13 protein-coding genes are annotated in these 14,682 nt (G+C 68.9%); 4 read left to right on the top strand and 9 right to left on the bottom strand.

The genetic code is table 11. The features are described 5' to 3' along the window. Positions 1-28 precede the first annotated feature (28 nt). From LXT13_RS16580 to LXT13_RS16565, 4 genes are all read right to left on the bottom strand, one after another. Positions 29-820 carry an alpha/beta fold hydrolase gene (locus tag LXT13_RS16580; RefSeq protein ID WP_233373068.1) on the bottom strand — a complete coding sequence of 264 codons (792 nt, stop codon included), beginning with the start codon at positions 818-820 and terminating at the stop codon, positions 29-31. 40 nt (positions 821-860) lie between these two features. After that, positions 861-3,428 (bottom strand): DNA mismatch repair protein MutS, encoded by a 2,568-nt coding sequence (mutS, locus tag LXT13_RS16575; protein ID WP_233373067.1) that lies wholly within the window; start codon positions 3,426-3,428, stop codon positions 861-863. Positions 3,429-3,566: 138 nt separating this feature from the next. Then, positions 3,567-3,881: an energy transducer TonB gene (locus LXT13_RS16570; RefSeq protein WP_233373066.1), complete on the bottom strand. Its 315-nt coding sequence runs from the start codon at positions 3,879-3,881 to the stop codon at positions 3,567-3,569. Positions 3,882-4,106: 225 nt separating this feature from the next. Next, positions 4,107-5,039, bottom strand: coding sequence for an inositol monophosphatase family protein (locus tag LXT13_RS16565; protein WP_233373065.1), 933 nt, complete (start codon positions 5,037-5,039; stop codon positions 4,107-4,109). Between the two features lie 108 nt (positions 5,040-5,147). Between LXT13_RS16565 and LXT13_RS16560 the strand changes: the two genes are divergently transcribed. Together LXT13_RS16560 and cysE are read left to right on the top strand one after the other, a co-directional pair. Continuing rightward, positions 5,148-5,882: an RNA methyltransferase gene (locus tag LXT13_RS16560; RefSeq protein ID WP_233373064.1), complete on the top strand. Its 735-nt coding sequence runs from the start codon at positions 5,148-5,150 to the stop codon at positions 5,880-5,882. Between the two features lie 43 nt (positions 5,883-5,925). Beyond that, positions 5,926-6,702, top strand: a complete 777-nt coding sequence (gene cysE / locus LXT13_RS16555) for a serine O-acetyltransferase (protein ID WP_233373063.1) — start codon at positions 5,926-5,928, stop codon at positions 6,700-6,702. A 7-nt stretch (positions 6,703-6,709) separates the two neighbouring features. Here cysE and LXT13_RS16550 read toward each other — a convergent pair whose 3' ends face one another. From LXT13_RS16550 to yjgA, 3 genes are read right to left on the bottom strand one after another with little or no spacing between them, the layout of a single operon-like run. After that, entirely contained in the window at positions 6,710-8,674 is a 1,965-nt protein-coding gene (locus LXT13_RS16550; RefSeq protein WP_233373062.1) for a PEP/pyruvate-binding domain-containing protein, read from the bottom strand. Further along, complete coding sequence (gene mog, locus LXT13_RS16545) at positions 8,671-9,261, bottom strand: molybdopterin adenylyltransferase (RefSeq protein WP_233373061.1); 591 nt, start codon at positions 9,259-9,261, stop codon at positions 8,671-8,673. The genes LXT13_RS16550 and mog overlap by 4 nt, the downstream gene beginning before the upstream one ends. Then, positions 9,254-9,796, bottom strand: a complete 543-nt coding sequence (gene yjgA, locus LXT13_RS16540) for a ribosome biogenesis factor YjgA (protein ID WP_233373060.1) — start codon at positions 9,794-9,796, stop codon at positions 9,254-9,256. The genes mog and yjgA overlap by 8 nt, the downstream gene beginning before the upstream one ends. Positions 9,797-9,875: 79 nt before the next feature. On the opposite strand from yjgA, the gene pmbA reads away from it, so the two are divergent. After that, a complete protein-coding gene (pmbA, locus tag LXT13_RS16535; RefSeq protein ID WP_233373059.1) occupies positions 9,876-11,243 on the top strand; it encodes a metalloprotease PmbA in 1,368 nt (455 codons plus the stop codon). Positions 11,244-11,307: 64 nt separating this feature from the next. After that, positions 11,308-12,390 carry a TRAP transporter substrate-binding protein gene (locus tag LXT13_RS16530; protein WP_233373058.1) on the top strand — a complete coding sequence of 361 codons (1,083 nt, stop codon included), beginning with the start codon at positions 11,308-11,310 and terminating at the stop codon, positions 12,388-12,390. Positions 12,391-12,454: 64 nt separating this feature from the next. On the opposite strand, the gene LXT13_RS16525 is transcribed toward LXT13_RS16530, so the two are convergent. After that, complete coding sequence (locus LXT13_RS16525; protein WP_233373218.1) at positions 12,455-14,014, bottom strand: TRAP transporter large permease; 1,560 nt, start codon at positions 14,012-14,014, stop codon at positions 12,455-12,457. Then, complete coding sequence (locus LXT13_RS16520) at positions 14,014-14,622, bottom strand: TRAP transporter small permease subunit (RefSeq protein WP_233373057.1); 609 nt, start codon at positions 14,620-14,622, stop codon at positions 14,014-14,016. Before LXT13_RS16520 ends, LXT13_RS16525 begins: the two co-directional genes overlap by 1 nt. Positions 14,623-14,682: the final 60 nt, after the last annotated feature.

Raw genomic sequence — 14,682 nt, 5'->3', positions numbered from 1 at the left:
AAATTCGGATTGTAAGAGAGGCCCGCTTTCAGCCCAGCAGGTCGAGCACCATGCCGGCGGTCTCGTCGGGTTTCTCGAACGGGAAGAGGTGAGTGCCCTCCATCCAGCGCCAGCGCTCGCCGGCCAGCTTCATTGACGCCGCGGCGCCTGCCTGGCGCAGTTCGACCGACGCCGTGCCGCCGATGAAGCTCACCGGGCATTGCGGTGGGCGCAGGCGCAGCAGCAGCGGCAGGTGGTGGGGCAGCGTGCGGTAGATGCGGGCCTCGATCTCGCGGCTGAAGCGCAGGCACACCTGGCCGTCGGCCTCCTCGAAACCCTGCTGCACGTAGTCGTCCAGCACGCGCGGGTCCCAGCGGGCGAACATCTTCTTGGCCGAGAAATGCTGGCGCACCGCCTCGCGGTCAGGCCAGGTCTGGCGGCGCTGTCGCGCGATGGGCGCGGGGCCCACGCGATGCGCCAGGCCGGTCGTCTTGGCGACGGCCACGAAGGCCGCCTTGACGCCGGCGATGACGGGCGAGTCCAGCATGACGACGCTGCGGGCCAGCTCGGGCCGGCGGCAGGCGGCCATCAGGCTCAGCATGCCGCCCAGCGAGTGGCCCACCAGTGCCACCGGGCCGTCGGGCCGGACGTCCTCGTCGATGAAGTGCAGCAGCTGGTCGCAGAGCTGGCGCCAGTTGCTCGTGACCGGGAAGCGCGGGTCGTGGCCGAAGCGGTCCAGTGCCTCAACTCGCCAGCCGGCGCCGCGCCAGCGCTCGAACAGCACGCGGTAGCAGCCCGCGGGGTAGCTGTTGGCATGGGCGAAGACGATGCACCGGCTCATGCGGGGTGGCCAGCATCCGTCGGGCCATGTGTCTCGCCGCTCATGCCTTGGCAATCGCCTTGAGCTTGTAGAGAGCCTCCAGCGCCTCGCGCGGCGACAGCGCATCGGGGTCGATGCCGTCGAGCGTCTGCACGAGGGCGCTGGGCTCGGGCAGCGCCGGCGGGGCGGGCGGCGCGGCAAAGAGGTCGAACTGGTCGTCGGCTGCGTTCTGCCGTGCCTCCAGCGCCTCAAGCGTCGCACGGGCCTGGCGAACGAGGCTGGCGGGCATGCCGGCCAGCCTGGCCACCTGCACGCCGTAGCTTCGGCTGGCCGGGCCGGGTTGAAGCTCGTGCAGGAAGACGATGTCCTCGCCGCTTTCCACTGCCGAGACGTGCCAGTTCTGCGCCATCGGGTGCTTGGTTGGGAACTCGGTCAGCTCGAAGTAGTGCGTCGCGAACAGCGTGAAGGCGCGTGTCCTGTCGTGCAAATGGCTGGCGATGGCCGACGCCAGCGCCAGGCCGTCGAAGGTGGACGTTCCGCGGCCGATCTCGTCCATCAGCACGAGAGACTGGTCGCTCGCCGCATGCAGGATGGCCGCGCCCTCGGTCATCTCCAGCATGAAGGTGGACTGCGCGTTGGCCAGGTCGTCGGCTGCGCCGATGCGGGTGTGGATGGCGTCCATGGGCCCCAGCCGGCAGCTGGTGGCCGGCACATAGCTGCCGATGGCAGCCAGCAGCGCGATCAGGGCGACCTGTCGCATGAAGGTGCTCTTGCCGCCCATGTTGGGGCCGGTGATGACCAGCATGCGGGTGCGCGCGTCGAGCTTGCAGTCGTTGGGCATGAACTCTGCGCCGCCCGTCTCCGCCAACCGCGCCTGCACGACCGGATGGCGGCCCGCCTCGATCTCCAGGCAGGGATGCGGCACGAACTCCGGCCGGCACCAGCCCAGCGTGGTCGCCCGCTCGGCCAGCGCGGCCAGCGCATCCAGGCCGGCCAGCGCACGGCCCAGCGCGGTCAGCGGCTCCAGCCGCGTGATGAGGGCGTCGATGACCTGCTCGTACAGCAGCTTCTCGCGCGCCAGCGCGCGTTCCTGCGCCGACAGCGCCTTGTCCTCGAACGCCTTGAGCTCAGGCGTGATGTAGCGCTCGGCGTTCTTCAGCGTCTGGCGGCGCTGGTAGTCCATCGGCACCTTGTCGACCTGACCCTGCGAGACCTCGATGTAGAAACCGTGCACGCGGTTGAACTGCACGCGCAGGTTGCCGATGCCGGTGCGGGCGCGTTCGCGCGTCTCCAGGTCCAGCAGGAAGCCGTCGCAGTTCTGCTGGATGCCGCGCAGCTCGTCCAGCTCGGCGTCGAAGCCGTCGGCGATGACGCCGCCGTCGCGCGGCAGCAGCCCCGGTTCCGCCGCGATGGCGCGCTCCAGCAGTTCAAGCACGTCGCCCGGGGGCGTGAGCGCAGCCTCCCGCAACCGGGCGGGCGTGGCGGCGCGCAACTGCGGCAGCGCCTGCAGCGTCGCGCGCAGGCCGGTCAGCTCGCGCGGGCGCACTTGGCGCAGCGCGATGCGGGCGGCAATGCGCTCGACGTCGCTTACCGACTTCAGTGCCTCGCGCAGCGGCTCGAAGCCCTCGGCCTGCAGCGCCGCGATGGCATCGTGGCGGCCGGTCGCTTCGGCGCGGTCGCGCCGGGGATGCAGCAGCCATTGGCGCAGCAGGCGGCTGCCCATGCCGGTCTTGCAGGTGTCGATCAGCGAGAAGAGGGTGGGGCTGCTCTCGCCGCGCAGCGTCTGCACCAGTTCCAGGTTGCGCTGGGTGGCGGGCGGCAGGTCCAGCAGGTCGCTGGCACGCTGCACGCGCAGCGAGCGAACGTGGGTCAGCGCACGGCCCTGCGTGTGCTCGGCAAACGCCAGCAGTGCGCTGCCGGCCGCGTGGGCCAACGTCAGCTCATGCGCGTTGAAACCCTGCAGGTTGGCCACACCCAACTGCTCGCTCAGCTTGCGCTGGCCTAACGCGCCGTCGAACTGCCAGCTCGGCCGATTCGTTACCGGAAAGCGCGCCCGCATGACGCCCGCCGGCTGCTGCTCGCGGTTGACGAGGATCTCCGCCGGCATCAGCCGCGCCAGCCACGCCGGCAGCTCCACATCGCTGCACTCGGCCAGGCCGATCTCGCCCTGCGTCAGCGACAGCCAGGCCAGGCCATGCCGGCGGCCGTGGCCGCTGACGCTGAGCAGCACGGCGTCCTGCTTGTCGGCCAGCAGCTCGGTGTCGGTGATCGTGCCGGGCGTGACGACGCGCACGACCTTGCGCTCCACCGGCCCCTTGCCGGCGCCGACCTCGCCGACCTGCTCGGCAATCGCGACCGCCTCGCCCAGCTTGATGAGCTTGGCGAGATAACTCTCCAGCGCATGCACCGGCACGCCGGCCATGACAACCGGCTGCCCGGCGCTCTGGCCGCGCGTGGTGATCGTGATGTCCAGCAGCGCGTGGCACTTGCGCGCGTCGTCGTAGAACACCTCGTAGAAATCGCCCATCCGGTACAGCAGCAGGGTGTCCGGGAAGTCGGCCTTCAAGCCCAGGTACTGGGCCATCATGGGCGTGTGGGCGGAGAAATCGGGGGCGGTGTCGGCTTTCATCGGGGCGCGCATTATCTGGCGCCCAAAAGCAAAGGCCCGCAAAGCGGGCCTTGTTGATGTGCCTCACGCCAGCCGGCGTGCATGCCGGCTGTCCTTCGGGAGGCTTCGGACAGTCCGTCGGGACTGTCCCCGGGGATCTCAGTCTTCCGACTTGAAGACCAGCTTGACTTCGTGCGTCTGGGCGGCGCCGGTGCCTTCGAACTTCCACTGGCTCAGCGCGTCGATGGCGGCGCGGTCGAAGACGCGCTTGGGTTCGGCTTCAACGACTTCCACGTTGGCCACCTTGCCGTCGCCGGCGATGTTCAGCTTGGCGCGCACGCTGCCCGAGCTGATGTTCTTCTTGACGGCTTCGTTCGGGTACTCGGGAGCAACCTTTTTCAGCACCTTGACGTCGGCCTGGGCCAGGGAAGCAGCAGCGATGAGGGCGAGAGCGATAACGGAGCGAGCGAACATCGGAGGGTCTTTCTTGGTCGGTGTATCGGTGGGGTGCGACCCGAGGCCGCGTGACGGAACGAATTCTGGCAAGGGTTTCCCCCAGTGTTAAGGGGTGCGGCCGTGCGGATGTCACGACGTTTGCGCTCCCACGTTCGTCGTCGGGTAGCGCTGCCAATTCCTTCACGCCGCCAGAGGCGACGAAGCCCTCGCGAGGAGGGCTTCGAGCGGGAAGACGGTCGGACGTCAGAGCGGCGCGTCGTCGCCTTCGGTCTTCTTGATGCGTACCGGGCCGCGCTTCTTGGCGGCCGGCACGGCGACCGGTTCCGCGGGTGCGGCGGGGGCCGGGGCATTCAGCTCGTCTTCCTTGATGACGCGGGAATAAGGCGTCAGCGTCTGCACGAGCTGAGCGTAGATCTTCGGGTTGCCGGCCACAACCTCGCGCTGGTGCAGGTAGTCGGCCTCGCCGGTGAAGTTGCCAATCAGACCGCCTGCTTCCGACACGATCAGCGAGCCGGCGGCGATGTCCCAGGGCTGTAGGCCGGTCTCGAAGAAGCCGTCGTAGCTGCCGGCGGCCACATAGCAGAGGTCCAGCGCCGCGGCGCCCGGGCGGCGCAGGCCGGCGCATTGCTGCATGACTTCCTCGAACATCTTCAAGTAGCGCTTGAAGTTGTCGCCACGGCGGAACGGGAAGCCGGTGCCGATGAGCGCGTCGCTCATGCGGGTGCGCTTGGAAACGCGCAGGCGGCGGTCGTTCAGGAAGGCGCCGCGGCCCTTGGTGGCGTAGAACAGGTCGTTGCGCGTCGGGTCGTAGACGACGGCCTGTTGCACGACGCCCCGGTGCGCCAGCGCGATGGACGTGCAGTACACGGGGAAGCCGTGGATGAAATTGGTCGTGCCGTCCAGCGGATCGATGATCCAGACGAACTCGGAATGCTTGGCGCCGTGGGTGCGGCCGGACTCTTCGGCCAGGATGCCGTGGTCGGGATAAGCGCCCAGCAGCGTCTCGATGATCACCCCTTCGCAGGCGTGGTCGACCTCGGTGACGAAGTCGTTCGGGCTCTTGGTGTTGATGCGCAGAGCCTCGAGGTCCAGCGACGCGCGGCTCATGATGGCGCCGGCGGCACGCGCCGCCTTGATGGCGACATTGAGCATGGGATGGAGGGACGTTTGCTGCATGCGTGCACTCGCTGGGAAGAAGGGGCTGACAGGGGGAAAGAGCGTCGGGCCGGCCAGGGGATGGCCCGGATAATCGCGCGATTCTAGCCGCCGCTTACGTGTAAACCCGTGCATTCCACCCGCTTCGTCCTCATCAACACCAGCCATGCGGGCAATGTCGGCGCGACCGCACGGGCGATGAAGGTGATGGGGTTCCATGACCTCGTGCTGGTGGCGCCCCGCTTTGCGGACGTGCTGTGCCACGAGGAGGCGGTGGCCATGGCCAGCGGCGCGGCGGACATCCTGGCGCGTGCCCGCGTCGTCGGGACGCTCGCCGAGGCGCTGGACGGCGTGGACTTCGCCTGCGCGACGGCGATGACGCCGCGCGATTTCGGCCCGCCGACGCATGAGCCGCGCGCGCTGTTCGCCGACCTGGCCGCCCGCGAGCCGGCGCCGCGGCTCGCGCTCGTCTTCGGCTCCGAGCGCTACGGCATGAGCAACGAGGATGTCTACCGCTGTCACGCCGTGCTGAGCATCCCGACGCACCCGGACTACGGCTCGCTGAACCTGGCGCAGGCCGTGCAGCTGCTGGCCTACGACCTGCGGCAGGCGATCGGCGGCTTCGACGTGCAGGCGCGCACGCCCGACCCCGAGCGCGCCGATGGGCGCGCCGTGCAAGGTCTGCTGGAGCACCTGCAGGCCGCGCTCACCGACATCGGTTACCTCGACCCGGCCGCGCCAAAGAAACTGATGCCACGGCTCAACCAGCTCTTCAACCGCGCGGCGCTGACAAACGAGGAAGTCCACATCCTGCGCGGCATCGCCCGCCAGATGCAGAAGACCTCAGCCCGATCGGGCTCTTGACCGGCTGCCTACACTGGCCTGCCAGCTTCTTCAGGGACGCCCCATGTTCCAGCGCCTGCGCGAAGACATCGCCCTCATCCTCCAGCGCGACCCCGCCGCTCGCTCGGCGTGGGAGGTGCTGACCTGCTACCCTGGCCTGCATGCGCTGTGGATGCACCGCCGTGCCCATTGGTTGTGGCAACGCGGCTTCCGCTGGCTGGCGCGCTGGGTGTCGCACTGGGGCCGCTGGCTTACGGGCATTGAGATCCACCCCGGCGCCAAGATCGGCCGCAAGGTCTTCATCGACCACGGCATGGGCATCGTCATCGGCGAAATGGCCGAGATCGGCGAGGGCTGCACCATCTACCAGGGCGTCACGCTGGGCGGCACGTCGCTCGTCAAAGGCGCCAAGCGCCACCCGACGCTGGGTCCGGGCGTCATTGTCGGCGCCAACGCCTGCGTGCTGGGAGGCTTCACGGTGGGCGCGAATGCCCGCATCGGCTCGGGCGCGGTCGTCACCAAGCCGGTGCCGGCCGGTGCGACGGCGGTTGGCAACCCGGCTCGCATCATCGAGGCCGAGAGCGACCAGGCCCGCGAGGAAGCTGCTGCCCGTATGGGCTTCTCGGCCTACGGCGTCACGCAGGGCGACGACCCGGTGGCCCGCGCGATGCGCGGCCTTATCGACAGCGCCTCCGGCCACGACCACCAGATCGCGCTGCTGTGGAACGCCGTGTGCAAGCTGTCGGCGGAACTGGGCAGGCCGGTTGCCGACTGTGTGCCTTGCGACGCGCAGCGGGACGAAGCCTTCGACGCCGCGGAGATGAGCCGGCTTGTGAAGTGACCCGACTTTAGCGCCCCGCCGCCACGTAGGGGCGCGCCTGCAGCAGCACGAGGCGGCCATCGCCGCCAATGGCCCACTCGATATCCTGGTCGCCTCCGCCCAGGCCTCGCTGCACTGCCAGCGCGAGCCGCGCGAGGGCTTGCACCTGCTCATCGCTCAACACGGTGCTGCTGGACGCCGCCTGCTCGACGAGGCCGCCGTTGGCGTCCAGCCGCAGTTCGGTCGACTCTGCCGACTGGCTCAGCCGCTCGACCGAGCCGCTGCGCTGCTCGAACAGCGCCTGCTCTGCGATGCGCCGGCCTTCCACGACCTTGATGCCGATGCCGCGCTTTGCCGACACGTAGACCACGCCGCGCCGGCTGGGGTCGAACGGATCGCGCGTGATCATGACGCCGGAGGTGCGCGAGTCCACCGCGCGCTGCACGAACGCGGCCATCACCACGTCGGCGTGGCGCAGGCCCGCGGTGCGCCGCGCCTCGAAGGCCTCGGCATTCCAGACTGACGCCCACACCGTGAGCACCGCGTCGGCCAGTTGCTGGCGCACGTTGGGCACCGTCGTGTAGAGCCCCGCGCCGCTGAAGTTGGCGAGGTCTTCGGAGTTGGACGAACTGCGCACGAACACACCGTCCTTGCCCAGTTGCTGCTGCCAGCGGGCCTGCCACTGCGCCGCCAGGCCGTCGGGCAGCGGCATGCGCTGCAGGTCGGCTCGCAGGGCGGCCAGCAGGTCGCGCCGCTCGCCGCGGGACGTTGCCTGATCCAGCGCGGCGAGCGCCTGGTCGACGCGGGCACGCACCGCAGGCTGGGCAGCGAAACGGGCGTAGTGGCTGAAGGGGATGCAGAAGCCATCCGGCACGGGCGCCGTGCCTGCTGGCAGCTGCCCGGCGCGACGCAGCGCGTCCAGGCTGCCAAGACGTGCGGCCTTGCCGCCGCAGGCGCCGGCATCGCGTTCGCGCAGGCTGGCCAGCGGCATCAGCGCGTCACGCTGCAGGTCCGGCGCCTTCAGCACGCGGGCGGTGGGTCGGTGCGCGGGCCGTGCCTCGGCCGCAGTGGCGGGTGTCAGACGGTAGCGCTGGCCGTCGGCCTGCAGCCGTACCCACTGCCCGTCGAGGGCGCGCAGCTCTGTCTGCGCATCGCGCAGGTAGACGTTGGGAATGCCCCAGCCCTTGGCCAGCAGGTTGACGTGGGACAGCGCCGTTGACGGTTCGGCCAGGATGACGCCGGCCACTGGCGACAGTGCCAGCGGCACCTCGGTCAGTACGACGATGTCGGTCGGCTCGATGTCGGTCGTGCCGTCCAGCGCCGCCACCACGCGCAGCCGGCCGACGGCCGTGCCGGTGTTGTAGGCGAGGTAGGGGCGCTCGCGGATCAGCTCGGCCTGCGTGATGACGGGCAGTCCGGCGTCCGCGGCCGTGGCCTCGTGCTGCGCCGCGTTGGCCTTGAATGCCACGGGCGTGAAGCCCACCGTGCGATCCAGCGCGGCCTGCACCAGGTGCAGCAGCTCGGCCGTCAGCCGGTCGCCTTGCCAGAACTCGTAGATCCACCGGCTGCCCTGCGGGTGCAGGCTCAGCGTGCCGAGCACGAAGCGGCGCGCGGGGCTGCGGTAGGTGCTGGGCGGCAGGCCGTCCGCTGGCAGCAGGTGGCGGGCGGCGAGGTAGTCGGCATGCAGCGCGAAGCGGCGCGTGTTGATGAAGTGCACGCGGTTGCCGTCGGCGCGGTCCACGACGAACAGCACATGCGGCTGCGACTGCTGTGCGCCGGGCTCGAAGTCGCGGGCCAGGCGGTCGAAGGCAGCACGGTCGGGCAGGGCGGCGAGCGACGCGGCGGCATCGGGCCTGGGTGCGGTGCTTGGCGCCGCCATGCCCTGTCGGGCGCGGGTCAGCACAGACGGCTTGGCGTCGGACTGGGCCTGCGCCGGCCCGGCCGCCAGCAGCGCGCCGAGCAGCGCGGCCGCAGTGACCCGTGCGGCCCTCATGCGCGCGGGGTGGCTGGCCGTTGCGCGCTCTTGGGCCGGAAGGCCTTGCAGACCTCGTCGCGTGTTTCGAGGTAGGGCCCGCCGATCAGGTCGACGCAGTAGGGCACGGCTGCGAAGATGCCGCTGGCTTTCTCGTGGCCAGCCAGCGTCTCGGCGATGGCCTTGGGTTGCCCTGGCAAGTTGATGATCAAGGCCTGGCCGCGGATGACGGCCACCTGGCGCGACAGGATGGCCGTGGGCACGAAGTGCAGCGAGATCTGCCGCATCTGCTCGCCGAAGCCGGGCATCTCGCGGTCCGCCACCGCGAGCGTCGCCTCCGGCGTCACGTCGCGCGGTGCGGGACCGGTGCCGCCTGTGGTCAGCACGAGATTGCAGCTTTCGGTGTCGACGAGGTCGATGAGCGCCTGCGAAATGCCGGCCCGTTCGTCAGGGATGAGGCGCGGTACGAACTCGATGGGGTTCAGCAGTGCGCTCGTCAGCCAGGCCTTCAGCGCGGGCAGGCCCTTGTCCTCGTAGACGCCGCTGGACGCGCGGTCGCTGATGGAGACGATGCCGATGCGCACCGGCTCGGGCATGGCGTCACTCATCGCCGGCCTCTGGCGCGGCCTCGCTGGCCTTGATGAACTGGAACAGCTCGCGGTAGGCGCGGCCGCTGCGCTTCTCGGGCGCGTTGGCCGCGTCTTTGCGCGCGGCGCGCACGAGGTTGCGCAGCTGCTGGATGTCGACGTTGACGTGCGCCTCGATGAAGGTCTGCAGCGCGGCGTCGTCTGCCAGCAGCTGTTCCCGCCAGCGCTCGGACTGGTGCAGCTTCAGGCTGTCCTGCGCATGGCCCAGCTTGAACGCGGCCACGGCCTCGCGCACCGGCTCCGGGTCGATCTTGCGCATCAGCTTGCCGATGTACTGCATCTGCCGTCGCCGGCCCTCGAAGTTGGTGATCTTCTTGGCGGCCTTGAGGGCGTCGCTCAGGATCTCGGGCAGCGCCAGCGGCGGCCAGCGGGATTCGGGCAGCGTCAGCAGCTCTTCGCCCAGCTTCTGCAACGCGGTCATGTCGCGCTTCATCTGGGACTTGCTCGGGCGATCGAAGTCGTCCTCGTCGGAAAAGTCGGGTTCGGGGTCGTGCATCGATGGCATCGAAAGGCGGGGTCTATCATTGTCGCCGACCCATTCAACACGGCGCCGGCACCCCCGGCGCTTTGCGTTCATGCCTCAAGCTCAAGACGGTTTCGCCTATAGCCCCGAACAGTTCCAGCAGTGGATCGAAGACGCCCTCGCCGAGGCGAAGAAGCTCGGCGCGACCGATGCCGGGGCCGAGGTGTCGGAGGGCTGCGGGCTGTCCGTCTCGGCACGGCTGGGCCAGCTGGAGAACGTCGAGCGCAACCGCGACAAGTCGCTGGGCATCTCGGTCTACCTGGGCCAGCGCCGCGGCAACGCGAGCACGTCGGACTTTTCTGCGCAGGCCATCCGCGACACGGTGCGCGCCGCCTACGACATCGCCCGCTTCACGGCCGAGGACGAGTTCGCAGGCTTGGCCGACGAGGCCGATCTCTCGCTGGACCCGGCGGCCCGTCCTGTGCTGGACCTGTTCCACCCGTGGGCCATCGATGCCGCACAGGCCGCGGACATCGCGCTGCGCTGCGAGGCGGCGGCGCTGGGCGTGGACAAGCGCATCGCGAACAGCGAGGGCGCGGCCGTATCGGCACAGCAGTCGCATTTCTGGATGGGCAACACGCGCGGCTTCCGCGGCGGCTATGCGAGCTCGCGGCATTCGCTGTCGGTCGCGCCGATCGCCGGCCGCGGCAACGACATGCAGCGCGATGCCTGGTACAGCTCCATGCGCGACGCGGCCGATCTGGCGTCGCCCGAGGCCGTGGGCCGTTACGCCGCCGAGCGTGCGCTGTCACGCCTGAAGGCGCGCAAGGTGGCCACCGCCGAGGTGCCGGTGCTGTTCGAGAGCACGGTGGCCATCGGACTGCTGGGCGCGCTTGTGCAGGCCACCAGCGGCGGCGCGCTGTACCGGCGCACGACCTTCCTGCTGGACAGCCTGGGCCAGCCGGTCATGGCGCCGCACATCGACATCGCCGAGGACCCGCACGTGAAGAAGGGCAAGGGCAGCTCGCCGTTCGACGACGAGGGCGTCGTCACGCGGGCGCGCTCTGTCGTGCAGGGCGGCGTGCTGCAGGGCTATTTCCTGTCGAGCTATTCGGCCCGCAAGCTGGGCATGAAGACGACCGGCCATGCTGGTGGCTCGCACAACCTGCGCATGACCAGCCGGGCCACCGCGCCGGGTGACGACCTGCCGACGATGATCCGGCGCCTGGGCCGCGGCCTGCTCGTCACGGAGCTGATGGGGCAGGGCGTCAACTACGTGACCGGCGACTATTCGCGCGGCGCCAGCGGCTACTGGGTCGAGAACGGCGAGATCGCCTACCCGGTCCACGAGGTGACGATCGCCGGCAACCTGAAGGACATGCTGCACAACATCGTCGGCATCGGTGCCGACGAGTTCACGATGGGCACGAAGACCGTCGGCTCGCTCCTCGTGACGGGCATGAAGCTGGCGGGTAACTGAGCGCGCCGGGCCCGCCCGGCCAGAATCGCTGCGAAGGTATTCGCAGACCAGACGGGAGACTTTGATGGAGCGTCGTTCCTTCGTTCGCCACGCGGGCCTGGCCGGTGTGCTGGCGGCCAGTGCCGCACCTGCCGTCGTGCAGGCGCAGGCGCAACTGCGCTGGCGGCTGGCCTCAAGCTTCCCGAAGTCGCTTGACACCATCTTCGGCGCTGCCGAGGTGTTCGCGAAGAAGGTGGCCGAGCTGACGGGCGGCAAGTTCCAGATCTCGGTGCACGCGGGCGGCGAGATCCTGCCGGCGCTGCAGGTGGTGGACGCCGTGCAGGCCGGCACCGTGGAGATCGCCCACACGGCGCCGTACTACTTCTTCGGCAAGGACGAGACCTTCGCGCTGGGCTGCGCGATCCCGTTTGGGCTGAACAGCCGGCAGATGACGGCGTGGATGGTGGAGGGCAACGGCCTGAAGCTGATGCGCGAGTTCTACCGCGGCTACAACATCGTCAACGTCCTCGGCGGCAATACCGGCGCGCAGATGGGCGGTTGGTACCGCAAGGAGATCAAGGGCATCGCCGACATGAAAGGGCTGAAGATCCGCATCGGCGGCTTCGCGGGCCGCGTCATGGAGCGGCTGGGCGCCGTACCGCAGCAGATCGCCGGTGGCGAGATCTACTCTGCGCTGGAGAAGGGCACGATCGACGCCGCCGAGTGGGTGGGCCCGTACGACGACCAGAAGCTGGGCTTCAACAAGGTCGCGCCGAACTACTACTACCCGGGGTGGTGGGAGGGCGGCCCGCAGCTGGACTTCTTCATCAACACCAAGGCCTATGACGGCCTGTCGGCGGAATACAAGGCCGTTGTCGATGCCGCGTCGGCGATCGCCCACACGGGCATGCAGGCGCGGTACGACGCCAGGAACCCGGCGGCGCTCAAGCAGTTGGTGGGCTCGGGCACCAAGCTGTTCAAGTTTCCGAAGGACGTGATGGAGGCGGCGTTCAAGGAGTCGATGGCCATCTACGCCGAGCTGTCCGCCAGGAACCCGCACTGGAAGAAGGTGTACGAGGACTACGCGAGCTTCCGCCGCGACCAGAACCTGTGGTTCCGTTTCGCCGAAGCCGGCTTCGACGACTTCATGCAGGCCCAGAAGCTCTGAGCGGCCGATGCCGTGCCGCGACAGGCTCCGCGCTGCGGGGCTTTTTTTCGCCCGCCGGCAGGGTTCACTTCCGCGACGCGTCCTCCAGCGCACGGCGCACCGCGTTGCCGTCGTCAGCCGGCGCGCTGCCGGCTGATGTAGCCGGCTCGGGTGCGAAGAGCTTGCTGGCGTCGTCTGGGCTGATGTCGTCGGCCTTGTCGTGGCCGCCCATCTGCTGCAGCAGTTCGGACGCCTGGTTCAGGTCCACGGCCTTCTCCTTATCGAGGAAGGCCGTGACCGTCTGTGGGAAGAAGATGACGATGGCCACGAGGATGAGCTGCATGCCCACCCACGGCAGGGCGCCGAGGTAGATGTCGCTGGACTGGACGCGCCTGGGCAGCGAGCCGTTCTTGAACAGCGTGTCGGCGATGCCGCGCAGGTAGAACAGCGCGAAGCCGAAAGGCGGGTGCATGAAGCTGGTCTGCATGTTCACGCACAGCATCACGCCGAACCAGACGAGGTCGATGCCCATCTTGTCGGCCACGGGCCCGAGCAGCGGCAAGATGATGAAGGCGATCTCGAAGAAGTCGAGGAAGAACGCGAGGAAGAAGATGAACGCGTTGACGACGACGAGGAAGCCGAGCTGGCCGCCCGGCAGGTTGCTGAGCATGTGCTCGATCCAGCGACCGCCCTCCACGCCTTGGAAGACCAGCGAAAACGTCCGCGAGCCGATCAGGATGAACACCACCATGGCCGTGATGCGCATGGTGCCCAGCATCGTCTCCCGCACGAGGGACCAGTTGAGCCGCCGGTGCATTGCGGCGAGCATGATGGCCCCCACGGCACCCATCGCGCCGGCTTCGGTGGGCGTGCAGATGGCGGTGTTGATACCCGGTAGCCCGCCCATGGAGCCCAGCACCGCGAAGATCAGCACGGCCGACGGAATGATCCCGCGCAGGCACCGGCGCCATAGCGCCAAGCCCTGCAGCGTGCGCGCCTCCTTGGGCACGCCCGGCACGTGATGCGGCTTCACGCGGCTCAGCACGAAGGTGTAGAGCGCGAAGATCAGCACCTGCAGGATGGACGGCCCCCAGGCACCCTTGTACATGTCGCCCACGGAGCGGCCCAACTGGTCGGCCAGCACGACGAGCACAAGGGATGGCGGCACCAGCTGCGTGATCGTGCCGGACGCGGCCAGCACGCCGGTGGCATAGCGCATGTCGTAGCCGTAGCGCATCATGACTGGCAGCGAGATCATCGCCATAGCGATGACCTGCCCGGCTACGGTGCCGGTGATGGCGCCGAGGATGAAGCCGACGATGATGACCGAGTAGCCCAGCCCGCCGCGCACGGGGCCGAAGAGCTGGCCCATGGAGTCGAGCATGTCTTCGGCCAGTCCGCATTTCTCCAGCAACGCACCCATCAGCGTGAAGAACGGGATGGCCAGCAACAGGTCGTTGGATAGGATGCCGAACACGTTCTGCGGCAGCGCGGCCATGAACTCTGGCGGGAACCAGCCCTGGCTGACCGCGAAGAAGCCGCAGGCCAGTCCGAGCGCCGCCAGCGAGAACGCCACCGGAAAGCCGATCAGCAGGATCACGATCAGCCCCGCGAACATCAGCGGCGGGAAGCTCTCCATCGGGATCATTGCAGCGGCCTCTCGTAATGCGTGTCCATGTCGAAGCGGCGCGCCAGCCAGGCGGCGCGCTTGATCGTCTCGGACATCCCCTGCAGCATGACGAGCGCGAAACCCAGCGGCAGCATCAGCGCCGCGGGCCAGCGGATGAGGCCGCCGGCGTTGCTTGACAGCTCGCCGCTCGTCAGCAGCTTTGCCATGTAGGCGGCGAAGCCCAGGCTGGCGACGGAATCCTCCGGCGCCATGCCGGTGCTGAGCTTGACGACGAAGAATCCCCACGACAGCCAGGCCAGGTAGGCCATGACCGGCATGAGGAAGACAACAAGCCCGAAAAGGTCGACGACGACCTTGCTGCGGCCGGTCAGGCGGCTGTAGGCCAGGTCCACGCGCACATGCTCATTGAGGCGTAGCACTTGCGCCGCGCCCAGCATCACGCAGGCGGCAAACAGGTACCACTGGATCTCCAGGAAGGCGTTGGAGCTGTAGTCCAGCCCGTAGCGGACGACGGCATTGGCGGAACTGATGACGCAGGACAGCAGCACCGCCCAGGCGGCGACCGTGCCGAAGCGGTCGTTAAGGCTGTCGATGCGCCGTGCAAGGCAGAGCAGGACGTCCATGGCGGGGCAGCGAAGGAAAGCCCGCCAATGTACAGACGCCCCGTCCTCTCACGAGGGCGG

This window comes from Pelomonas cellulosilytica (genome assembly GCF_021353265.1).
Lineage (GTDB): Bacteria > Pseudomonadota > Gammaproteobacteria > Burkholderiales > Burkholderiaceae_C > Pelomonas > Pelomonas cellulosilytica.
The sequence above is the reverse complement of the archived record's forward strand: the minus strand, read 5'-3'. Positions and strand labels throughout refer to the sequence as shown.